The sequence below is a fragment of the Streptomyces sp. NPDC096040 genome (genome assembly GCF_040303265.1).
Lineage (GTDB): Bacteria > Actinomycetota > Actinomycetes > Streptomycetales > Streptomycetaceae > Streptomyces.
In genome coordinates this window covers 32,550-55,179 of sequence record NZ_JBEOTA010000008.1, presented here as the reverse complement: position 1 = coordinate 55,179, position 22,630 = coordinate 32,550, and the positions used below count along the sequence as shown (strand labels likewise).

Below are 22,630 nucleotides of genomic sequence, written 5' to 3'. Positions count from 1 at the left end.
TCAGTGAGGAGCTGACCCGTGCCACGATTCAGTCTGATCGTGCCCTGTTTCAAAGTGCAGGGCTTTCTGCGCGAGTGCCTCGACTCGGTCCTGGAGCAGTCCTTCCACGACATCGAGGTGATCGCCGTCGACGACCGCTCCCCGGACGGCTCCGGCGCCATCCTCGACGAGTACGCGGCCCGCGACCCGCGCCTACGCGTCCTGCACCTGCCCGAGAACGTCGGCCTCGGCCGCGCCCGCAACGCCGGACTCCCCCACGCCACCGGCGACTTCCTCCTCTTCCTCGACAGCGACGACACCCTCACCCCGGGCGCGCTGAGCGCGATCGCCGACCGGCTGACCGAGACCGGCGACCCGGACGTGCTGGTCTTCGACTACGCCCGCACCTACTGGTGGGGCGGGACACGGCGCAACGCCCTCGCCGAGGTCCTCAGCGCGAGGTCGGACGTGTTCACGGCGTCCGAACACCCGGAGATCCTCGACCTGTTGATGGTGGTGTGGAACAAGGTCTACCGGCGTGACTTCGTCGAGGAGAACGGCTTCCGGTTCCCGCCGGGCTACTACGAGGACACCCCCTGGACCTTCCCGGTCCTGCTCGGCGCCGGCCGGATCGCCACCCTCGACCAGATCTGCCTGAACTACCGCCAGCGCCGGCAGGGCAACATCCTCTCCACCACCAGCCGCAAGCACTTCGACATCCACGACCAGTACAAGAGGGTGTTCGCGTACGTCGACTCCCGCCCGGATCTGGCGAGTTGGCGGCCGTATCTGCACCGGAGGATGGGCGAGCACTGCCTGGACATCCTCGCCAAGCCGGACCGGCTGCCGCCCGCCGGCAAGGGTGAGTTCTTCCGGCGTACGGCGGAGCTGTACCGGGCGTACCGGCCCGAGGGTGCCGACCTCGGGCTGCTGGGCGGCTCGTACGCGTCGTACCGGATGCGGCAGCAGGCCGCGCGGATCGGTCGGGAGGGCGGGCGGCAGGCGCTGCGGGTGCGGCGGGCGGCGGGCGCCCGGGTCCGGCGCGCGCTGACCGGGCTGAGCGGCCACCGGGCGCCGGACGAGCAGTTGGTCCTGTACTCGGCGTCCTCGCACCGGGGCCTGATGGGCGACCCGGCGGCCGTCTACCGCAAGGCCCGGGAGATCGCGCCGGGGCTGCGGGGAGTCTGGGTGGTGAAGGACGAGGAGGTGGCGGCGGGGCTGCCCGCCGATGTGGAGCATGTGCTGCTGGACTCCCCGGAGTACCGGCGGCTCACCGCCCGCGCGAAGTTCTTCGTGAACGAGGTCAACTGGCCGGGCACGCTGGTGAAGCGGCCCGGCAGCGTGCACATCCACACCCACCAGGGCACCCCGCTCAAGTACCTGGGCGCCGACCTGCTGGGCAAGCCCGGCGCCCGGCTCGGCCTCGACGTACCGCAGGTGCTGCGCCGGGCCGACCGCTGGGACCACAGCCTGGTCGCCAACCGCCACTCCGAACTGGTGTGGGAGCGGGCCTACCCCTGCCACTTCGCGTCGGCCCGCACGGGCAGCCCGCGCAACGACGTGCTGGTCGAGGGCGGTCACACGGACTTCCGGGCCCGGTACGGCATTCCGGCCGACCACACGGTCGTGCTCTACGCCCCGACCCGCCGGGACTACGTCCGGGGCGGTCATGTCGACCGGATCGACCTGGCCCGGTTCGCCGCCGACCTCGGTGAGGGGCACACCCTGGTGGTCCGGCTGCATCCGACGCTGGCGACCGGTCCGGCGCGCGGGATGGGCCTGGCCGAGCTGCACCGGCGCGGGATCGTGGTCGACGCGACCGGCGAACCGCACGCGGAGCAGGTGCTGCTGGCGGCGGACGCGCTGGTGACCGACTATTCGTCGGTCATGTTCGACTACGCCAACCTGGACCGCCCGATCGTCGTGCACGCCGACGACTGGGCCGCGTACACCGCGAGCCGGGGCGCCTATCTCGACATCACCGCCGAGGCACCGGGCCATGTGTCGTACTCCTACCGGGAGTTGGCGTGGCTGTTCGCCTCGGGCGGCTGGCGGGACGAGGAGTCGGCGCGGCTGCGGGCCGACTTCCGGTCCCGTTTCTGTGAGTTCGACGACGGAAGGGCCGCCGAACGGGTCGTACGGACGCTGCTGCTCGGCGAGTCGATGCCGGCTGCCGGTGTGCGGGTGCCGGAACCTGCCGCGGGTCACGGCCTGCTGGCGTCGACATGAGACCGCGCGCCTGGGTGCTGGTCCTGGCCGCCGTGTTCGCGGTGCTGCAACTCGCCAACGTCACCGGCCGGGACACCCCCGACTCCAAGAACTACGTGTCCTACGCGCTGACCCTGGGCGGGGCGGATCAACGGCAGGCGGCGGGCAGGACGGTCGACTGGGCGTGCGCCGGCAAGGCGTCGGCGGCGGAGCGCGCGCAGAGCGTGAACGTGGTGCACTTCCACTCGCCGAGCCCGGCGGGGCGGGTCTTCGCGGAGTGCCGGGAGGATGAACTGCGGCGGGTGGAGCGCCGGTTGGCGGCCGGGCAGACGGACGGGCACGTCGTGCCCTTCGTGGCCCCCCGACTGCGGGCGATCTTCGAGGTACGCCCCGGCTATCCGGTGTTCCTGCTGCCGTTCGTCACCGTGTTCGGGGTGACCTGGGGGGTCTGGCTGGCGAGTGTGCTGGTCACGGTCGCGGGCGGGGTGCTGGCCTTCCTGGTCCTGCGGACGCTGTCGGTACCGGTGCCGCTCGCGCTGACCGGGCAGGCCCTGTACTACGTCCTGCCGGTGGGCACGACCGCGATGCGGCCGATGACCGAGGGCCTGATGCTGGCGCTGACCCTGACGGCGGTGTGGGGCTGTGCGCTGGCCCTCACCCGGCGGGCGCGGGCGGGAACGGCGCTGGTGGCGGGCGCGCTGCTCACGCTGTTCACCGTGAAGCACGCACAGGCGCTGTTCCTGGGGGTGTGCCTGGCCGGGGCGGGCGCCGCGATCGCCGTGTGGCGGCGACGGCACGGCCGGGCGGCCGGGCGCGGGGTGGTGGCGATCACGGCGGCGGGCTGCGTGGCGGTCGCCGGCACCCTTCTCCTGGCCCGGCTGCTGCGCTATCCCTCCGAGGCGGAGAGCATGCAGGACCTGCTGACCAACCACTACACCCACCCGGACCGGGTCCGTCCCTGGCGGGAGTTCCTCCATCTGGAGTGGGACTTCTGGGTGGAGTGGCTGCGCCGGCAGCTGCTGACTCCGCTGTTCCCGGCGGCGCTGGCGGCCGGGGTGTGGGGAGCGCGTCGGCGGCCGGCCTTCGGGGTCTTCCTGCTGGCGGCCGCGTCCACCGGGTTCCTCACCCAGGCCGGGCATCCGGACATCAACATCTGGGGCGACCGGCTGATCGTGCTGGCGTGGCTGCTGCCGGTGGTGGGGCTGCCGTTGCTGTTGGAGCCGCTGGTGCGCCGGGTGGTTCCCGTTCCCGTGCAGGGGTCACTCGATGAGGTGAGCGGCGGGGGCCTGCCGGAGACTCACTCGATGAGGTGACGGGCGGCTGAGCCGCCGGGACACCGGCAAGACGCGCGGGAACACTCGGCAAATGGTCCACCCTGTCCGTTCTCTCCGGTGAGCACCGGCGCCCTGGTCCGGCGCGCCGCGCGCGGCTCCACCGCCCTGCAGGGCGGCCGCGCCCGGAGACTCACCCCCTACCAGGTCTTCGGCCTGCTGTTCTGGCTGCTGATGACCCTGGCGTACTGGCGGGTGCCGCCGTGCTGCGAGGCCGCGCAGCACGCGGCGGCGGTGGAACGGCTACGGGCGGGCCTGGCGGACGTCACCGCGTCGCCGTACGTGCTCACCCAGGACGCGCTGGCACGGCTGACCGGGCTCGGCGGGTGGCAGCTGCTGCGGGTGTGCGGCCCGCTGAACCTGCTGGTGCTGCTGACCGGCCTGGGCCGGCTGGTCCGCGCACTCACCCCGCGTCCCTGGGCGCCGGTACTGGCGCTTGCCTTCATGTCCGTGCTGTGGGGCACCCGGCCGGGCTGGGGCAGCGGCTCGCTGGCCCTGCTGCCCCTGACCGGCAGCCTCGGCTACCCGTCCGCGTTCGCCCTCGGCCTCACCCTCTGGGCCTGGGCCCTGACCGGCACCCGCGCCCGCGATCTGCGCCGGGTGCGCTATGTCGGTCCGAGCGGCCTGCGCAGCCTCTCCGGATACGCGGCGCTCGGGGTGCTGTACGGGGTGGTGGCGCTGGTCGACCCGGTGATCGGCGTGGCGGCGGCGGCCGGGGCGGTGGCATTCGTGGCGGGGTGGCAGCGGGGGTGGCGGGGCGCGCTGTGGGGGCGGTGGGGGCTGATGTGCGCGGCGGCGGCCGGGGGGATCGTCCTCGGGACGCACGGGCGGGTGCTGCCCCAGGCGTACGGGGTGTACGGGACGTACGGGGTCCACGACGGTGTGGTCGGGCAGTGCTGGCTGGCGCTGCTAGGGGTGCCGGCACTGCAGCTGCGGGCGCGGCAGGCGTCCGGGCAGGCGACTCGGGTCACGGGTTGGGGCATGGCCAGGGCCGCGGGGTGGCGCGATCCGCTCGTACTGCTGTTCGTCCTGGAGTCCCTGCTGGCGGGGTACGGCGGCCGCCACGGCTTCGGCGAGCTGCTCGGCCCTGCCCTCCTGGCGCCGCAGTGCGCGCTCGCGGTGGAGCTGGCGGAGGAGCGGCCCTGGCCGGGCCGGCGGCGGGCGCTCGGCTGGGCCGCGGCCGGCGGGGCCTGCCTGGGCTTTCTGGCCGCGCAGGCCGGAGCGGTGGTACCGCGTTCACTGGATCCGGTCGGCTTCGTCCAGCCGCCGCGCTGGCCGTCGTACGACTGGGCCGCCCGGCACATCGGCCCCGGGGAACCGGTGATCACGGACGCCTACTACGCCGTCCGCCTGCTCCCCGGATACGGCATCGAACTGGCCGACGCCCACGACCACCGCCCCCGGGTGCGCTGGCTGCTGCTGACGCGGCGGGAGCGGCTGCCCGGAGACGCGGTGGTCGTGGACTGGAGCCGGCGGACCGGGGAGGTGCTCGCGCGGCTCACCCGGACGAGGGACGTACCGGTGGCCACTCGGCCACCTGCTCGGCTGACTACTCGACGATGAGCTCGACCGGGATGTTGCCCCGGGTGGCCTTGGAGTAGGGGCAGTATTCGTGGGCCTGGTGGACGAGCTTCTCGCCGGTCTCGTTGGAGAGCTCCTCGGGCAGCTCGACGCGCAGGGTGACCTTGAGCGCGAAGCCGCCGTCGGACTCGTCCTTGCCGATGCCGACTTCGGCGGTGACGGAGATCTCGCCGGTGTCGACCTTGGCCTGGCGGCCGATGGCGCCCAGGGCGCTGGCGAAACAGGCGGCGTAACCGGCGGCGAAGAGCTGCTCGGGGTTGGTGCCCTGGCCGTTGCCGCCGAGCGCGGGCGGGAACGCGAGCGCGAGGTCCAGCTGCCCGTCCGAGCTGACCGCCCGTCCCTCCCGGCCGGCGGCGGTGGCGGCTGCGGTGTAGATCGCGTCCATGGAAGACCATCCCTCTCGAAGTTCGGTGTTCCGGCGGCTTCCGTTCCACCGCCCTCACGACGCCAAGTAGAGCACACAATTAAATTGTGCACAACTAAATGACTCGCAAGAGGTACGATCGAGCCATGACCGCGACGACCCCGACCCCCGCCCCCGAGGCAGAGTGGCTGCGCCTGGACCGCCAGATCTGCTTCTCCCTGCATGCCGCGTCCCGCGCCTTCAACAGCGTCTACCGCGTGATCCTCAAGGACCTCGGGCTCACCTACCCGCAGTACCTCGTGATGCTGGTGCTGTGGGAACAGGGCGACCTGCCGGTCAAGAAGCTCGGCGAACACCTGCGCCTGGACTCCGGCACGCTGTCGCCCCTGCTCAAGCGGCTGGAGGCGGCGGGCCTCGTCCACCGGGAGCGCAGCGCCCGCGACGAGCGCTCGGTGGAGGTACGGCTGACGGAGCAGGGCGCCGAGCTGCGGGAGCGTGCGTTCGAGGTACCGCGACGGATCATGGCCGCGACGGGCTTCGACGTCGATGAGATCCGGAACCTGAAGGCCCGGCTGGACCAGCTGACGGGGGCGTTGGACGCGGCGGCTGTGGATACCGCGGCTGCGGATGCGGCGACTGTGGCTGCGGATGCGGCGACTGCGGGCTCGGCGGCTGCGGCTGTGGCTGCGGATTCGGCGACTGCGGATTCGGCGACTGCGGGTTCGACGGCTGCGGCTGTGGCTGCGGATTCGGCGACTGCGGATTCGGCGACTGCGGTCTCGGCGGCTGCGGGTTCGGCGGCTGGGGCTGCGGGTTCGGCGGCTTTGGAGAATGAGGCGCGCTGAAGCGCCCCAGGCGTGGGGCCGTATCGATATGCGGCTACCGCCGCGTGGGCGCGACCAGCCCCACCGCCCCGCGGCCCGCACTCACCCGAACCCACCCCGAATCGGCCGCACATACAACCGCAGCGCGATCCGATCGATCACCATCTCCTCCCGCAGCACGAACTGCTGGTTCAGCACGGCGAGTTTGGCGCGTTCCGTGGAGAGCCGCGGCCGGTACCCGCTCACCAGCGCGTACTTCTCCACCACCGCCCACACCTCGTCCACCCCGGCCAACCGCCGCCGCAGCGTCCCCGCCCCCACCTCACGCCCGTACAACGTCCCGGACACCGAAGCCGGTTCAGCCAGTGCAACGTCCCGCGTGCCGTTGAAATCGGCGGGATAGGCCAGCTCCGTCCCCCGCGCATGGGCCGGCAGGAACAGCACGGGGTCGCCGGGCCGCAACGCACGCGCCACCGCCTCCGCGACCGCACCGAGGTCATCGGGCCGTGTGCCCGGCACACGGTCCTGCCGCAGCAGCGGAACCTGGTGGGTGAAGGCGAGGACGAGCGCCAGGACCCCGGCCAGGGTGAGCGCGGGCCACCTGGGCGTGGTCGCCGTGCCGTGCGACCAGAGCCGGCCGAGCACCCCGGCGACCCGGTCCGCGCCGAGCGCCACCAGCAGGGGCGCCCCGGTGAGCGCGTACAGCACATACCGGTCGACGTACAGCGGTGTCAGCTGCGATGCCAGCATCAACGCCACCGGTGGCAGCACCGCGAGCGGCAGCGCGACCGCGGCGAGGGTCACCTCACCGCGCCGGCCCACCAGCCGGGTCAGCCCCAGCAGACCGAGCACGAGGCATACCCAGTACACCCCGTCGGTCGGCCCGAGGTACTGGCGCAGCAGCTCCTGCGCGGTCTCCAGGTCCGGCTCCCGCAACCACGCCAGCTGGGCCGACTGCGCGTGCGAGACGACGACCATCGGCGCCAGGGACAGCGCCACGCCCCCGGCCGCGCAGCCCCACCCCCGCCACACCCTTCCCGACGATCGGGCCAGTGCCAGAGTTCCCGCATGCGCGAGCAGCAGCAGGACCGCGAACTCGTGCAGCCAGCAGGTGACGACGAGGACGGCGCCGTACCACCACCAGGCCCGCCGCCCCCTTCCGGCCTCCGTTCCGGCCTCCCCTGCGTCCTCTCTTTCTTCCGCCGCCCGTACGAACAGCAGGGTCGCGCCGGTCGCGCCCGCGGCGACCAGGGCGTAGGAGCGGCCCTCCTGCGCGTAGTGGCCGACCAGCGGGGTGACCGCGTACATCAGTCCGGCCCACAGGCCGACGCGCGGCCGGGCCAGGCGGGTGCCGAGGGCGGCCACCAGGCCCGCGGTGACGACCGCCGCGCACACCGAGGGCAGCCGGAGGTCGACCTCGCCCGGGTGGCCGGGGGCGACGGCGAGGACGACGTGCATCAGCAGGTAGTACAGGCCGTGCACCGCGTCCACGCCGTGCAGCAGCTGCCAGATCTGCGGCACAGTGCGCCGGGCGACCTGGTAGGTGACGGCCTCGTCGCGCCACATCCCGCCGCGGTGCAGCCCCCAGAGCGCGACCGCGAGCATCACCGCGGCCGGGACGGCCACGACGACGGCACGGCGCGCACGACCCGGCGGCCCGACGGGCGGTCCGCCCGGTCCCCCCGATCCTCCCCACGGCTTCGGCCGACTCGACGGAGTCGGCCGGCCGGTTGCTGTCGTTCGCGATGTCCGCGGATGTGCTTTTACGAGAGGCCCGATACTCACCACGGCCCGATCTTTTGCGATTAGCCAACCTTTGCCGGGTATTGACGGCGTATCGGAATGGATACACCATCCGCGCGGCTTACGCTCGCGGTTGATGAACCGCCGCTCGTACATCCCGCCCCCAAGCGCCCCGTTCGCCCCGCCTGTTCGACTCCCGCGCCTGCGCCGCCCCGCGTGCACCGCACGCCCCCCGCGCTCGCCGCGTCTCGCGCGCCCCCTCTGCCTCGCCGGTGTCTGGGTCGCCACGCGTGCGCTGATGCTGTGGCTCCTCGCCCACAACAACGAGCGACTCCTGGGACACGGTGCGGTCGCGCGCGAAGTGTGGCGGCTGTACTTCCACTGGTACGGCGTCCTGTCGCGCGGCGCGTTCCCGGCGCACGACACGTTGTGGCAGTACCCGCCGGGCGCCGGCGCGGTGCTGCTCGCGCCGGGGCTGGTGCCCTGGCTGAGCTACTTCCAGGCGTTCGTGGCGCTCACCCTGGCGACCGACGCGCTGATCACGGCGGCGCTCGCGCGCGCGGGCACGCGCCCCGGGCGCACGCTGCTGGGCGCGGCCCTGTGGACGGGCGCCCTCCCGCTCCTGCTGCACCTCCCGCTCGCCCGTTACGACGTGGAGGTCACCGCCTTCGCCGTGCTCTCCCTGCTGGCGCTGCCGCGCTCCACGCGCGCGTGCGGGGCGCTCGCGGCGCTGGGCGCCCTGGTGAAGGTGTGGCCGGCGCTGGTGCTGCTGGGCGTCGAGCGCGGGCGTTCGACGCGCACGGCGTGGACCTGGGCGGCGGTGTCCGGGGCCGCGACCCTCGCCGCGTTCCTGTTCTCCTTCCGCAACCCGCTCGCCTTTCTCCGGCAGCAGGGCGGCCGGGGTGTGCAGGTCGAGTCCCTCGGCGGCACCGCGCTCAGTCTGGCCCGGCACGCCGGCTGGCGGGGCACGACCCGCTACCAGTACGGCGCGATGGAGCTGGTCGGCCCCCATGTGCACGCGGTCGCGACCGCGTCCCTCGCACTGACCGCCGTCGCCTTCGCGTTCCTGCTGCTGTGGCGGGTACGGGCCCGGCACTGGACCGAGGCCACCCCGTACGACGCGGCGCTGAGCGCGGTACTCCTCTTCACCGTCACCAGCCGGGTGATCAGCCCCCAGTACATGATCTGGCTGCTCGGCCTGGCCGCCGTCTGCCTGACCTCGCGGCACACCACCCAGCGCCCGGTCGCCGCGCTGATCGTGACGGCGACCGCGCTCAGTGCCGTCGCCTACCCCACGTTCTACGCCGAGGTCGTCCACGGCACCTGGACCGGCTGTCTGCTGATGCTCGCCCGCAACGGCCTGCTGGCCACCGCCGCCGTCCTCTCCCTCACCCGCCTGTGGCGCGCCACTCGCCGCCCGGAGGACGCCGTCCGCGCCCCTCGAGTGCGAGAAGTCGCATCAGCCGTCCGCTGATGTCGGCGGCACCTGCTTCACTGAAGAGTGACCGCGGCTGACGAACACCACGGGCCAACTGACGGAGGGGACTGGCATACATGACCTGGCTCATCACCGGCGGCGCCGGATACATCGGGGCGCATGTCGTACGTGCGATGACCGAGGCGGGCGAGCGGACGGTGGTGTACGACGACCTGTCCACCGGCTTCGCCGAGCGCGTGCCGGAGGAGGCCCCGCTGGTGGTGGGCTCCACGCTGGACGGCGAGAAGGTGGCGCGCGCCCTGGCCGAGCACGAGGTGACCGGGGTCGTCCATCTGGCGGCGAAGAAGCAGGTGGGCGAGTCGGTGGACCGCCCCCTGCACTACTACCGGGAGAACGTCGAAGGTCTGCGTGTCCTGCTGCAGGCGGTGACGGAGGCGGGGGTCCCGTCCTTCGTGTTCTCCTCCTCCGCGGCGGTCTACGGCATGCCGGACGTCGAGCTGGTGACGGAGGAGACGCCGTGCATGCCGATGTCGCCGTACGGCGAGACGAAGCTCGCGGGTGAGTGGCTGGTCCGCGCGACGGGCAGGGCGACCGGCCTCTCGACGGCCTGCCTACGCTACTTCAACGTGGCCGGCGCGGCCCGCCCCGAACTCGCCGACGTGGGCGTCTACAACCTCATCCCCATGGTCTTCGAGAAGCTCACGGAGGACGCGCCGCCGCGTATCTTCGGCGACGACTACCCGACGCCGGACGGCACCTGTGTCCGCGACTACATCCACGTGGTGGACCTGGCCGAGGCCCATGTGGCCGCGGCCCGCGCCCTCCAGGCCGAGCCCGGCCGCGAACTGACCCTGAACATCGGGCGCGGGGAGGGCGTCTCGGTCCGCGAGATGATCGACCGCATCAACACGGTCACCGGCTACGACCGCCCCCCGGCCGTCACCCCGCGCCGCCCCGGCGACCCGGCCCGCGTGGTCGCCTCCGCCGACCGCATCGCCAAGGAACTGGACTGGCAGGCCAAACACGACGTCCAGGACATGATCACCTCAGCCTGGGACGGCTGGCTCCGCCTCCACCCGGAGGCGGCCCGGGCCTGAGCCGCCCGCCGGCCAGGATCCGGCCCGCGGCTGCCGCCCCCGCCCGTCGGCCGACAGCGGGCACACCCCGGCCCAGAGGCGGCCCGGGCCCGACCCACCGCCCTACCGACCCGGATCCGACCAGCTGCCGCCACCCACAGCCATCGACCGACAGGAGGACGCCGTCCGAGCGGCCGTCGACCTGGGCGGCGACACGGACACCGTCGCGGCGGTCACCGGCGCGCTGGCCGGTGCCGTTCACGGCATCGAGGCCGTACCGGAGCGTTGGACGGACGTACTGCACGTGCCGCTGCCGGGATACGGCGACCGGATGCTGCGGATGGCGGACCTGGCGGCGCTGACCCGGCGACTGGGTACGTGAGGTGTGGTCAGTCCACGGACCGGCGGGCTCGTTTGAGTTCCTCCGAGATGGCCCAGGCATCCGCCACCGGGCCCATGTGGGTGAGTTTGTCGGGGTTGAGGACCAGGCGGATCGCCTGGATCCGGCCGTCGAGGATGTCCAGGGAGAAGGTCTGGAGGACCTTGCCGTCGCGGTCGTGGAAGACCGCGCCCGGCTGGCCGTTGACCTCGTGCTGCTCACAGGTCACCTCGACCCGGGCCAGTACCGGGAAGACGGCCGCGAGGAGGCGGGCCACGTTCTGGGCGCCGGCGACCGTCCGGGCCAGCTGCGGGGCCTTGCCGCCGCCGTCGCCGACCAGGGACACGTCGGCGGCGAGCAGGTCCCGCAGGCCTCCCAGGTCGCCTTCGTGGAGGGCCTCGAAGAAGCGTGACGCCAGTTCGTCGCGTTCCCTCCGGTCCGCCTCGAAGCGGGTGCGGCCGTCGGCCATGTGGCGCCGGGCCCGTACGGCGAGCTGGCGGCAGGCGGACTCCGAGCGGCCCACCGCCGACGCGACCTCGGGGAAGCCGAAGTCGAACACCTCGCGCAGCACGAAGACGGCTCGCTCCAGCGGGCTGAGCCGTTCCAGGAGCAGCAGGGCCGCCATCGAAACCGAGTCGGCCAGCTCCGCCGACCGCGCCGGGTCCTCGTAGGGATCGGCGAGCAGCGGCTCGGGGAACCACGGGCCGACGTACTCCTCGCGCCGGACGCGGGCCGAGCGCAGTACGTCGATCGAGATCCGGGTGACCGCGGCCGACAGGAACGCCTTCGGCGACCTGACCTCCGTCGGTGAGCCCTCGAACCGCAGCCAGCTCTCCTGGACCGCGTCCTCCGCCTCGCTGACGCTGCCCAGGATCCGGTACGCGATCGAGAACAGCAGCGGCCGCAGTTCCTGGAACTCCTCGGTCCTGTTCATGTCCACTCCCCCTTCGACATCCGTGAACCGGCCGCTCAGAAGGACGCGGGGCCGAATCGGCCCACCGCGACGACCAGCGCGAGCACGAGGTAGACCAGGTTCAGCGCCACGAACGCCCGCTCGCCGCGGCGGCCGTGGGTGATCATCGCACCCACCATCAGCAGGACCCAGGCGGCGGCCGTCACGGGCACCAGTACCGGTGCGACCCCGACGACCGCGGGCAGGATCAGACCGGCCGCGGCCAGGAGTTCCAGTACGCCGAGCGTCCTGACGAAGCCGGCGCCCGCTTCTCCGGTCCAGCCTCCGCCGTGGGCCGCGGCCAGCTTCTCCCGGGGTACGAACGTCTTGCTGATCCCACCGGTCAGGGCCACCGCGGCGAGCAGTCCGGCTGCGATCCACAGGGCGAGGTTCATCGTCCACTCCTTGATCGAGGATGCCTGCGCCCCCTACGACGAGACGGCGGCCCCGCCTGTGACATCCCCGGCGGAGTGGTTCACAGCGCCTTGAGCGCCTCCGCGGTGCCACGGGCCAGCGCCGCCAGATACCCCTTCGGCAGCTTCGGGGTGCGGATCACCACCGAACGCCAGTACAGCGGGCCGGAGATAAGGTCCATGGCCAGGTCGTCGTCGAGGTTCGCGGCGAGTTCGCCGCGCCGCTGGGCCGCCTCGATGATCTTGCTGGCGACGCCGTCCTGGCCCTCGCGCAGCGTCTTCTGCATGGCCTCGGCGATCTCCGGGTTGCGGGCCGCCTCGGCCTGGAGGTCCGGGATGATCTGCGAGGCGACCGGGTGGCGCAGCGCACGGGAGGTGACCTCGTACAGGAGCCGCAGGTCGCCCTCCAGGGAGCCGGTGTCGGGCACCGGCAGGCCCAGCACGGCGAGGGCCGAGACGACGTCGAGGACCAGGTGCAGCTTGGAGCGCCAGCGGCGGTAGACGGCGGTCTTGCCGACGCCCGCGCGGCGCGCGATGCCCTCGATGGACATACGGGCGTACCCGACCGCCGCGAGTTCCTCGAAGACGGCGGCCCGGATGGCCTCGGTCACGTCCTCGCGGAGGACGGCCGCCCCGGCGGGGGAGCGTCGGCGCGGACGCGTCTGGGACTCCTCGGCGTTCGTCGTCATGTCTCCCAGCATAGGGGCGTAACGACGAAACGGTTGCGTCCCGACGAGGCCCGCCACCCGATCGTCGCAACAGAGCCACACTGAACGACTCGCAGCTCACCGCCGTACCGAGCACGAGCCCGACTCGTCGCTGCGCAACGAATCGGTCGCGCCCCGACCTCGGAAGTGTTACGGCGCACACCAGTCCGTGACGACGAAACGGTTGCGTTCCGACGCCAACTCGGCCTACGCTCCCGTTGCGACGATACGGTCCCGTCCCGACGCAAGAAAACGCAAAGAGAAGCGTAAGGAAACGCCGGATGACGGGCCCGGCGCCCAGCCGGACGCCGCACCCCCACCCTCCGAGTGAAAGATGCGGATGTGACCCAGGTTCTCCACACACCGCCCCCGACCCCGGTCACGGCCGAGGACGACCTCGCGGCGCTCGCCGCCCGGCACGGACTCTCGGTCAGCGGCGCCCGTCCCTCCCTGCCGGAGTACGTCCGCCAGCTGTGGGCGCGGCGGCACTTCATCACCGCGTTCGCCACCGCCAAGCTCACCGCCCAGTACGCGCAGGCGAAGCTCGGCCAGGTCTGGCAGATCATGACCCCCCTGCTGAACGCCGCGGTGTACTACTTCATCTTCGGCATCCTGCTGGGCACCAAGAAGGGCGTGCCGGACTACATCCCGTTTCTGGTCACAGGCGTGTTCATCTGGACGTTCACGTCGAGTTCGATCATGACCGGCACCCGCGCGATCGCCGGCAACCTCGGCCTCGTCCGCGCCCTGCACTTCCCGCGGGCCGCGCTGCCGATCTCCTTCTGCCTCCAGCAGTTGCAGCAGCTGCTGTTCTCCATGTGCGCCCTGGTCGTCATCCTGCTCTGCTTCGGCGTGCCGGTCGCCGCCTCCTGGCTGCTGGCCGTCCCGGTGCTGATCCTGCAGTTCACCTTCAACACCGGCATGTCGCTGATCATGGCCCGCTGGGGCGCCAAGACCCCGGACATCTCCCAGTTGATGCCGTTCGTGCTGCGCACCTGGATGTACATCTCCGGCGTCATGTGGAGCATCGACAAGCTGACCGGCAAGCACAAGGGTCTGCCGAGCTGGGTGGCTCCGGTACTCAAGGACAACCCGGCCGCCGTCTACATCGACCTGATGCGCTACTCCCTGATCGACAGCTTCCACGCCAGCCAGCTGCCGCCGCACGTGTGGCTGGTCGCGACCGGCTGGGCCCTCGTCATCGGCGTCGGCGGCTTCATCTACTTCTGGAAGGCTGAGGAGACGTACGGCCGTGGCTGAGAACGTGAGCGACACCCGCATCCCCACCGTCGTCGCCGACAGCGTCGACATCGTCTACCGGGTCAACGGCACCGGCGCCGGCCGCGGCTCCGCCACCGCCGCCCTCAACCGCATGCTGCGCCGCAAGAACGCCGAGAAGGCGGCGGGCGTCCGTAAGGTGCACGCGGTCAAGAACGTCTCCTTCGTCGCGTACAAGGGCGAGGCGATCGGCCTCATCGGCTCCAACGGCTCCGGCAAGTCCACCCTCCTCAAGGCCGTCGCCGGCCTGCTTCCGGTGGAGAACGGCGCCATCTACACCGACGGCCAGCCCTCCCTCCTCGGCGTCAACGCGGCCCTGATGGGCGACCTGACCGGCGAGAAGAACGTCTACCTCGGCGGCCTCGCCATGGGCATGTCCCGTGAGGAGATCAAGGAGCGCTACCAGGACATCGTCGACTTCTCCGGCATCAACGAGAAGGGCGACTTCATCACCCTCCCCATGCGCACCTACTCCTCCGGCATGGGCGCACGGCTGCGGTTCTCCATCGCCGCCGCCAAGGACCACGACGTCCTACTCATCGACGAGGCACTGGCCACCGGTGACGCGTCCTTCCGCATGCGCTCCGAGGAACGCATCCGCGAACTGCGCCAGCACGCGGGCACGGTCTTCCTGGTCAGCCACAACAACAAGTCCATCCGCGACACCTGCGAGCGGGTGCTGTGGCTGGAGCGCGGTGTGCTGCGCATGGACGGGCCGACCGAGGAGGTTCTCGCGGAGTACGAGGCCTTCACCGGCGACAAGGCGAAGCCGAAGCCGGCCGATGCTTCGAAGGTCGCTCAGCCCTCCTGAAGCAGATTTACGACCACGAGCCGCGCCGTCCCTACACGGTGCGGCTCGTGTCCGTCTGGAACACCCACGTCCGGTAGACGAGAAAGCGGAAGGCGGAGGCGAAAACGATCGACAGCGCCTTCACCGCATTGGATTCCAGCGGTCCGTCCAGACCGAGACCGTGATAACCGGCGTAGAACAGACCGCTTTCCATCACGACACCGAGACCACTGAAAACGAAGAACAGTGCGATCTGCCGTCGTGTGCGCGAGGCCCGGTCGCGATAGGCGAAAAAGCGGAAGCCCACGTAATTCGTCGCCATCGCGATACAGCTGGCCGGCACCGTGGCGGCCATGGCAGGCCAACGCAGGCCGTGCAGCAGCAGGTTGAAGGCCAGGAAGTTGACGAGCACGCCGCTGCCGCCGACGATCCCGAATTTCGCGACCTCGAACAGGACCTGAGTCACCGGCCGCCGCCTGGGCGACGCGGGATTGCCCACCGTGAGTTGCACTGTCACACGGCAGACAATATCCGACACGTCTCGACAAGCAGGAAACGGTAAAATTCGCCGCCCTTTTTCCCTAAGCATCGGCAAGAATAATCACCGACGGGAAAGAAAGCGCCCCGAGCCGTCACCGGCCCGGGGCGCCTTTCATGTCGTACGACTACGAGTGGGCGCGCAGCAGCGTCCGCATCGTCCGCATGGCCACCGACAGGTTGGCCAGGTCGAAGGAGTCGGAGTTGCGGATCTCCTCCAGCGTGGACCTGGCCCGGCCCAGGATGGCGGCGTTCTTCTGCTCCCAGGCCTGGTAGCGCTGCTCGGGGGTAGCGGCGCCGTCGCCCGCGGCGAGCACGTCGGCGGTGAGCATCGCATGGGCCGCGTAGAGGTCCTCGCGGATGGAGGCGCGGGCCATCGACTGCCAGCGGTCGGCACGCGGGAGCTCGATGATGCGGTCCATCAGCTGGGTCACACCGAGACGGTCGGCGAGGTCGTAGTAGACCTCGGCGACGTCCAGCGGCTCCTTGCCCGTGCGGTCGGCCACCGAGACGATGTCCAGCGCCGGGAAGGCCGAGGAGAAGCCGGCCACGCGGGTGGCGACCTCGGCCGGCACGCCGGCCGCGGTCAGCTCGTCGTACACGTGCTGGTACCACTCCAGGTCCGCGCCGCGCAGCAGCTTGGGCAGCTGCTGCCAGACCTGTTCGACCCGCTCGGAGAAGAAGTCGACGGTCTCGATCAGCTCCAGCGGCTGCGGCCGGTTGTTGAGCAGCCAGCGGGTGCCGCGCTCGACCAGACGCCGGGAGTGCAGCCGGATCCGGGTCTGGACGGCCGCGTCGACCTTGTTGTCCAGCTCCTCGACGGCGTCCCACACCGGGGCGGAGCGGAAGATCGCACGCGCCGCGGTCTGCGCCCGGACGATCTCCTCCAGGGAGGCCCCGGTCTCCTCGCGCAGCCGGTGCAGGTAGGTCGTACCACCGGTGTTGACGGTGTCGTTGACCAGGACCGTGGTCGTGATCTCGCGGCGCAGCGGATGGGTGGCGAGCGCGGCGGCGAACCGGTCACGCACGGCCGTCGGGAAGTACGCGTGCAGCAGGCCGCTCAGATACGGGTCGTCCGGCAGCGAGGTCTGCAGCAGCTCGTCGGCGACCGTGATCTTCGTGTACGCCAGCAGGACGGCCGTCTCCGGGCCGGTCAGGCCCTGGCCGGAGCCGAGCCGCTCGCGGATCTGGCGGTCGGTGGGCAGGAACTCCAGCGCCCGGTCGAGGTGGCCCTCCCTGACCATGTGGCGGATGAACCGCTGCTGGGCGTGGAGCATGTCCTTGGACTGGGCCAGCGCGTTGGCGATCGCCACGTTCTGCGCGTAGTTGTTGCGCAGCACCAGGGCGCCGACCTCGTCGGTCATCTCGGCGAGCAGCTTGTTGCGCTGCTTGACCGTCATGTCGCCGTCCGCGACCACGCCGTTGAGCAGGATCTTGATGTTCACCTCGTGGTCGGAGGTGTCCACGCCGGCGCTGTTGTCGATGGCATCGGTGTTGATCTTGCCGCCCCGGCGGGCGAACTCGATCCGGCCGAGCTGGGTCAGGCCCAGGTTGCCGCCCTCGCCGACGACCTTGACGCGCAGGTCGGCGCCGTCGACTCGGATGGCGTCGTTGGCCTTGTCGCCGACGTCCGCGTTCGACTCGGTCGACGCCTTGACGTAGGTGCCGATGCCGCCGTTCCACAACAGGTCGACCGGCGCCTCGAGGATCGCCTTCATCAGCTCGGCCGGGGTCAGCTTGGCGACCTTCTCCTCGATGCCGAGGGCCTCGCGGATGTGGCTGTTGACCGGGATGGCCTTGGCGCTGCGCGGGAAGATCCCGCCGCCCGCCGAGAGCAGGTCGGTGTTGTAGTCGCCCCAGCTGGAGCGAGGCAGGTCGAACAGGCGGCGGCGCTCGGCGTAGGAGGTGGCCGCGTCCGGGGTGGGGTCGATGAAGATGTGCCGGTGGTCGAAGGCGGCGACCAGGCGGATGTGCTCGCTGAGCAGCATGCCGTTGCCGAACACGTCACCGGACATGTCACCGATACCGACGACGGTGAAGTCCTCGGCCTGCGTGTTGACGCCCAGCTCCCGGAAGTGCCGCTTCACGGACTCCCAGGCGCCGCGCGCGGTGATGCCCATGCCCTTGTGGTCGTAGCCCGCGCTGCCGCCGGAGGCGAAGGCGTCGCCGAGCCAGAAGTTGTAGCTCCCGGCGACCTCGTTGGCGATGTCGGAGAACGTCGCCGTGCCCTTGTCGGCGGCGACCACCAGATAGGTGTCGTCCTCGTCGTGCCGGACCACGTCCTGCGGGGGCACGACCTCGCCGGCCACCATGTTGTCGGTGATGTCGAGCAGTGCCGAGATGAACGTCTTGTAGCTGGCGATGCCCTCCGCGAGCCACGCGTCCCGGTCCACGCCCGGGTCGGGCAGCTGCTTGGCGACGAAGCCGCCCTTGGCGCCGACCGGCACGATGACGGTGTTCTTCACCATCTGCGCCTTGACCAGGCCGAGGATCTCGGTACGGAAGTCCTCACGCCGGTCGGACCAGCGCAGACCGCCGCGCGCGACCTTGCCGAAGCGCAGGTGCACACCCTCGACACGCGGCGAGTACACCCAGATCTCGAACGCCGGGCGCGGCGCCGGGAGGTCCGGGATGGCCTGCGGGTCGAACTTCATGGAGACGTACGAGTGCGGTGTGCCCTCCTCCGTCTCCTGGAAGAAGTTGGTGCGCAGCGTCGCCTTGATGACGGTCAGGAAGGAACGCAGGATGCGGTCCTCGTCGAGCGAGGCGACCTGGTCGAGCGCCGCGTCCAGCTCCTCCTGGAGGGCGTCGGTGATCTCCAGGCCGGCCTTCTGCCGGTCCGGCGACATCCGCGCCTCGAAGAGGGAGACCAGGAGCCGCGTGGTGTGGACGTTGTTGCGGAGCGTCGTCTCCATGTAGTCCTGGGAGAACGTGGAACCGGCCTGCCGCAGGTACTTGGCGTACGCCCGCAGCACCATCGCCTGCCGCCAGCTCAGCCCGGCGCTCAGCACCAGTGCGTTGAAGCCGTCGTTCTCCGCCAGGCCGGTCCAGGTCGCCGCGAAGGCGTCCTGGAACCGCTCACGGCCGTCGTCACCCAGGTAGTCGCCGTTGCCACCGCCTGCCGTCTTCGGCATCCGCAGCCCGAAGTCGTAGATCCACGCGGTCGTCCGGTCCGAGCAGCGCAGTTCGTACGGCCGCTCGTCGATCACCTCGACGCCCAGCCGGTTGAGGACCGGCAGCACGGCCGACAGGGAGATCGCCGCACCCTTGCGGTAGATCTTGAAGCGGCGCTCCTCGGGGGCGGCGCCCACCGGCTCGTAGAGGCTGAGCGCGAAGTCGTTGCCCGCCTCCTCGGTGAGCCGCTCCAGGTGGACCAGGTCGGCGACCGCCGCGCGCGGGGTGTGGTCGGCCTTGTAGCCCTCGGGGAAGGAGTTGATGTAGCGGCGTTGCAGCTCGGCCGCGCGCTCCTCGCCGCACTCCGCGTTGAGCGCCTCGGCGAAACTGTCGGCCCAGGAGCGGGCCGCCTCGACCAGGCGGGCCTCGATGCGGTCCTTGTCGGCGTCGGACAGCTCGGGCAGTTCGGTGCCCTGCGGGACGCGGACGACGAAGTGCAGCCGGGAGAGGATCGACTCGGTGTTCCAGGCCGTGAAGTCGACGCTGGTGCCGCCGAGTTCCTCCTTCAGGATGTCGATGATCCGCAGCCGGACACCGGTGGTGTAGCGGTCGCGGGGGAGGTAGACGAGGGCCGAGTAGTAGCGGCCGTACTCGTCCTGGCGCAGGTAGAGGCGGAGCCGCCGGCGTTCCTGGAGGTAGAGGACGCTTGTGACGATCGACTCCAGCTCGGGGACGGGGGTCTGGAACAGCTCGTCACGCGGGTAGGTCTCAATGATCTGGATCAGGTCGCGGCCGTCGTGGCTGTTGGGCGAGAAGCCGGCCCGCTCAAGGACCGCGTCGACCTTGCGGCGGATGACGGGCACCCGGCGCACCGACTCGGTGTACGCGGCGGACGAGAACAGCCCGAGGAAGCGGCGCTCACCGACGACATTGCCGTCCGCGTCGAACTTCTTGACGCCGATGTAGTCCAGGTACGACGGCCGGTGCACGGTCGACCGGCTGTTCGCCTTGGTCAGGATCAGGAGCTTGTGCTCGCGGGCCTTGGCGCGGGCGTCTGCGGGGAGCCGCTCGAAGGAGGGGCTGACCGGGTGGCCCTCCTCACCGGCGTGCTGCGGGTCGGAGCGAAGGATGCCGAGGCCGGTGCCGGGTACGGCGGCCAGGGAGTCGTCCTCGCGCAGCTGGTACTCGCGGAAGCCGAGGAAGGTGAAGTGGTCGGCGGCCAGCCAGCGCAGCAGTTCGCGGGCCTCTTCGGTCTCGTGCGCGGGCAGGTCGGTCGGCAGCGCCTCGGCCTCGATACCGTCGGCGATCCGGATGGCCGCCTCCCGCATCTTCTCCCAGTCCTCGACGGCCTCGCGGGCGTCGGACAGGACGCGCAGCAGGTCGACGGTGATCTGCTTGAGGTCGGAGCGGTCGGTCTCCCGGTCGATCTCGACGTGGATCCAGGACTCGATGTGCGCGTCGTGCGGCAGTTCCGCGCCGACGGCCGGGGTGGGCAGCATCTCGATGAGCTTGCCGGTGAGGTCGCGGCGGACGACGAACTGCGGGTGGATGACGACGTGGATGCCGCGCCCCTGCCGGGTCAGCTCATTGGTGACCGAGTCCACGAGGAAGGGCATGTCGTCGGTGACGACCTCCACCACGGAGTGGCTGCAGGTCCACCCGTTCTCCTCGACGGTCGGGGTGTGGACCCGGACGTTCGCGGTGCCCTGCGGGCGGGTCTCGGCGAGGCGGAAGTGCGAGACGGCGGCGCCGAAGACGTCGACCGGGTCACGGTCGGCGAGGTCCTCCGGCGCGGTGTGCAGGTAGTAGCGCTGAAGGAACGCGAGCACGGACTCCTGGTCCGCCGTCCCCGTCGTCCCAGTCGGTAGGTGCCCCCCTGCCGGGCTGTTCTCAGCTACCCGGGCGGCCCGTTCGAGCAGCTCGGCCTTGGCTTCGTCCAGCTTGGTCTGCATTGTCCTCTGGCTCCTGTCGCGCGCCATTGCGTGACGTAGAAGGAAGTACGGGCTCTTCCCCCTGCGGCTCGACGCCACGGCCGGGGTCTCCGGTCTGCTCCGACGCTATGCCGCAAGGTGAGACGAGCGGGGGGTATTCGGCCATTCTCGACATGCCCCGAGGGTGTGACGTCTCTCTCGGCGACGCCACTACCAGGGCTGTCCTGGGTGCCCTCCGCCCGCGAAGACCAGCCACCGCCGCCCGGTCACGGAGGTGTTCCGTGCTCCCCGGGCGCAGGGCAGAGGCGCCGATGCCCCCGCGAACTATCGCGCTGATCACGCCACCAGGCTATCGCTCCTCACCCGGGGGCCGTCATGAGCCGTATGTGTACAAAACAGGGGGTGGAACTTTGACGTTCTGCACAGCGACGCGGAGCGGACTTGGCCGACGGTGGGTGGGCCGGCGGTTTTTTCGGGGCGCCGCACTCGTGTCGGCTGCCTGGCTGCGGGCGGTCGTACCTCCCCCAGAGCCTTGAGGGTGCCTTGAGGGGCCTGGGAGGGGTGCCCCCAGGCGGCACGGGTGGGCGCAGCGGCACCCTGCCGGCACCGGTTAAGCGACGCCCCCGCCCTCAGCCCCCGCCGGCCCGCCCCCGCCGCTCACGCCACCAGCCGCTCCGCCTCCTCGACCGCCTCCGCCAGTGAGTCCACGACCGGCACCCCGACCTCCTCCAGGCTCGCCCTGCCGTGCGACCCCCCGGTGTACAGCACCGCTTTCGCCCCCACGGCCTGCGCGGCCACCGCGTCATCCGCCGCGTCCCCGATCACCACGGTCCTCCCGGGCCGCACGTCCCCCAGCGACCGCAGATGCCGCACCATGTGCTCCGCCTTGCTGCCCCCGGACGGCCCGACCCGCCCCTCGACCCGTATGAAGTGCGGCTCGATCCCGAACCCCCGTACCAACGGGACCAGTTCGTCATGCACATACATGCTCAGCAGCGACTGGCTGCGTCCCGCCGAACGCCATCCGGCCAGCAGCTCGACCGCCCCGTCGGTCAGCCCGCACACGCCGCGGTGCTCGGCGTAGTACCGGTGGAAGATCTCGTCCATGGCCACCCACTCGGCGTCGGTCGGCAGCCGCCCCATCAGCCGCTCGTAGAACTTCGGCACCGGCACGCAGTACAGCGCCCGGTACTGCTCCAGCGTGATCGGCGCCAGGCCCAGCTCGGCCGATGCCGCGTTCGTCGCCCCGATGATCGCGTCGTTGTCGTGGAACAGCGTCCCGTTCCAGTCCCAGACGATGTGCGCGTTTCCGTGCTTCCCCATGCCGAAAACGCTACCCGCCACCACTGACAATCAAGACCGACGGCACATCACCGCAGGTCACAGACGTCCAGCTGGGTACCGTCGGCCTCTCTCAGCCGCCGAGCCCCACCAGGTTCGGGATCTCCTGCGTGGCGTACCAGAGCAGTTCGTGGTCCTCGGCCCCGTCCACGACGAACTGCGCGTCGTCGTCGCCGCCGTCCGCCGCCTGAAGCGCTCCGGCCGCCGCGGCCACGGCCTCCTCCGCGTCGCCGGAGTCGATGTGCACCGAGGCCGCCTTGGCCAGCGCCACCGTCCCGGTCACCCGCACCTCGCCCAGTGCCGCCGGGTCGAGCCCGCGATCCGGGTCGGCCGCCGCCGCGCCGTCGGGAACGTCCACGGCGACCACGACCCGGCGACGCACCGCGCCCGGGTCGGCGGCCAGCAGCCGCAGGGAGGCGAGCGCGGCCCGGTTGAGCGCGGCGTACTCCAGTTCCTCTATGTCGTCGGAGAGGTACCACTCGCGCAGCGCGGGCGTGACGGCGTAGGCCACGAACGGACCGGTCCCCAGCTCGCCCGTCTTGTGCGCCTCGGCGAGCCCGGGGAGGGTCAGGGGGACGTAGACGCGCATGGCTGGCCGCTCTCTTCTGGACTCTTCGACTCTGCCTCTCCCGAAGGTCCTGGCG

General features: G+C 71.2%; 16 protein-coding genes and 2 pseudogenes. 9 read left to right on the top strand and 9 right to left on the bottom strand.

Annotation, left to right across the window (positions count from 1 at the left end; all coding sequences use genetic code 11):
- The first annotated feature begins 18 nt into the window (after window positions 1–18).
- The 3 genes from ABTY98_RS12355 (at window position 19) to ABTY98_RS12345 (ending at window position 5,081) form a co-directional block, all read left to right on the top strand.
- Window positions 19–2,208, top strand: coding sequence for a bifunctional glycosyltransferase/CDP-glycerol:glycerophosphate glycerophosphotransferase (locus tag ABTY98_RS12355; protein WP_352220832.1), 2,190 nt, complete (start codon window positions 19–21; stop codon window positions 2,206–2,208).
- Complete coding sequence (locus tag ABTY98_RS12350) at window positions 2,205–3,500, top strand: hypothetical protein (RefSeq protein ID WP_352220831.1); 1,296 nt, start codon at window positions 2,205–2,207, stop codon at window positions 3,498–3,500. The genes ABTY98_RS12355 and ABTY98_RS12350 overlap by 4 nt, the downstream gene beginning before the upstream one ends.
- Before the next feature lie 78 nt (window positions 3,501–3,578).
- Window positions 3,579–5,081, top strand: a complete 1,503-nt coding sequence (locus ABTY98_RS12345) for a hypothetical protein (protein ID WP_352220830.1) — start codon at window positions 3,579–3,581, stop codon at window positions 5,079–5,081.
- Here the strand turns inward: ABTY98_RS12345 and ABTY98_RS12340 are convergent.
- A complete protein-coding gene (locus ABTY98_RS12340) occupies window positions 5,068–5,484 on the bottom strand; it encodes an organic hydroperoxide resistance protein (RefSeq protein ID WP_352220829.1) in 417 nt (138 codons plus the stop codon). The two genes, ABTY98_RS12345 and ABTY98_RS12340, sit on opposite strands and share 14 nt — an antisense overlap.
- 98 nt (window positions 5,485–5,582) lie before the next feature.
- Between ABTY98_RS12340 and ABTY98_RS12335 the strand changes: the two are divergent.
- Window positions 5,583–6,077: pseudogene (locus tag ABTY98_RS12335) on the top strand (MarR family winged helix-turn-helix transcriptional regulator); the annotation flags it as partial.
- Between the two features lie 312 nt (window positions 6,078–6,389).
- Here ABTY98_RS12335 and ABTY98_RS12330 read toward each other — a convergent pair.
- A complete protein-coding gene (locus ABTY98_RS12330) occupies window positions 6,390–7,913 on the bottom strand; it encodes a glycosyltransferase family 39 protein (protein ID WP_352220828.1) in 1,524 nt (507 codons plus the stop codon).
- A 415-nt stretch (window positions 7,914–8,328) separates the two neighbouring features.
- Here ABTY98_RS12330 and ABTY98_RS12325 point away from each other — a divergent pair, with 415 nt between their 5' ends.
- From ABTY98_RS12325 to ABTY98_RS12315, 3 genes and pseudogenes are all read left to right on the top strand, one after another.
- Complete coding sequence (locus tag ABTY98_RS12325; protein ID WP_352220827.1) at window positions 8,329–9,504, top strand: glycosyltransferase 87 family protein; 1,176 nt, start codon at window positions 8,329–8,331, stop codon at window positions 9,502–9,504.
- 80 nt (window positions 9,505–9,584) lie between these two features.
- Window positions 9,585–10,565 (top strand): UDP-glucose 4-epimerase GalE, encoded by a 981-nt coding sequence (galE, locus tag ABTY98_RS12320; protein WP_352220826.1) that lies wholly within the window; start codon window positions 9,585–9,587, stop codon window positions 10,563–10,565.
- Window positions 10,566–10,719: 154 nt separating this feature from the next.
- Window positions 10,720–10,926 (top strand): annotated as a pseudogene (locus ABTY98_RS12315) (ADP-ribosylglycohydrolase family protein); the annotation flags it as partial.
- Between the two features lie 7 nt (window positions 10,927–10,933).
- Here the strand turns inward: ABTY98_RS12315 and ABTY98_RS12310 are convergent.
- From ABTY98_RS12310 to ABTY98_RS12300, 3 genes are all read right to left on the bottom strand, one after another.
- Window positions 10,934–11,857, bottom strand: coding sequence for an RNA polymerase sigma-70 factor (locus ABTY98_RS12310; RefSeq protein ID WP_352220825.1), 924 nt, complete (start codon window positions 11,855–11,857; stop codon window positions 10,934–10,936).
- Between the two features lie 35 nt (window positions 11,858–11,892).
- Window positions 11,893–12,270 carry a DoxX family protein gene (locus ABTY98_RS12305; RefSeq protein ID WP_352220824.1) on the bottom strand — a complete coding sequence of 126 codons (378 nt, stop codon included), beginning with the start codon at window positions 12,268–12,270 and terminating at the stop codon, window positions 11,893–11,895.
- A gap of 80 nt (window positions 12,271–12,350) precedes the next feature.
- On the bottom strand, window positions 12,351–12,977 hold the full coding sequence (locus ABTY98_RS12300) for a TetR/AcrR family transcriptional regulator (RefSeq protein WP_352220823.1): 627 nt from the start codon (window positions 12,975–12,977) through the stop codon (window positions 12,351–12,353).
- A 360-nt stretch (window positions 12,978–13,337) separates the two neighbouring features.
- Here ABTY98_RS12300 and ABTY98_RS12295 point away from each other — a divergent pair, with 360 nt between their 5' ends.
- A complete protein-coding gene (locus tag ABTY98_RS12295) occupies window positions 13,338–14,255 on the top strand; it encodes an ABC transporter permease (protein WP_352220822.1) in 918 nt (305 codons plus the stop codon).
- Entirely contained in the window at window positions 14,248–15,084 is an 837-nt protein-coding gene (locus tag ABTY98_RS12290) for an ABC transporter ATP-binding protein (RefSeq protein WP_352220821.1), read from the top strand. The genes ABTY98_RS12295 and ABTY98_RS12290 overlap by 8 nt, the downstream gene beginning before the upstream one ends.
- Window positions 15,085–15,115: 31 nt before the next feature.
- Here ABTY98_RS12290 and ABTY98_RS12285 read toward each other — a convergent pair whose 3' ends face one another.
- The 4 genes from ABTY98_RS12285 to ABTY98_RS12270 all read right to left on the bottom strand — a co-directional run bounded on the left by ABTY98_RS12285 (window position 15,116) and on the right by ABTY98_RS12270 (window position 22,575).
- A complete protein-coding gene (locus tag ABTY98_RS12285; protein WP_352220820.1) occupies window positions 15,116–15,580 on the bottom strand; it encodes a GtrA family protein in 465 nt (154 codons plus the stop codon).
- A gap of 148 nt (window positions 15,581–15,728) precedes the next feature.
- The gene (locus tag ABTY98_RS12280; RefSeq protein WP_352220819.1) at window positions 15,729–20,666 is read right to left on the bottom strand and encodes an NAD-glutamate dehydrogenase; all 4,938 of its coding nucleotides are present in this window, start codon (window positions 20,664–20,666) and stop codon (window positions 15,729–15,731) included.
- Window positions 20,667–21,302: 636 nt separating this feature from the next.
- On the bottom strand, window positions 21,303–21,968 hold the full coding sequence (locus ABTY98_RS12275) for an HAD family hydrolase (protein WP_352220818.1): 666 nt from the start codon (window positions 21,966–21,968) through the stop codon (window positions 21,303–21,305).
- 91 nt (window positions 21,969–22,059) lie between these two features.
- Window positions 22,060–22,575, bottom strand: a complete 516-nt coding sequence (locus ABTY98_RS12270; protein ID WP_352220817.1) for a DUF6912 family protein — start codon at window positions 22,573–22,575, stop codon at window positions 22,060–22,062.
- Window positions 22,576–22,630: the final 55 nt, after the last annotated feature.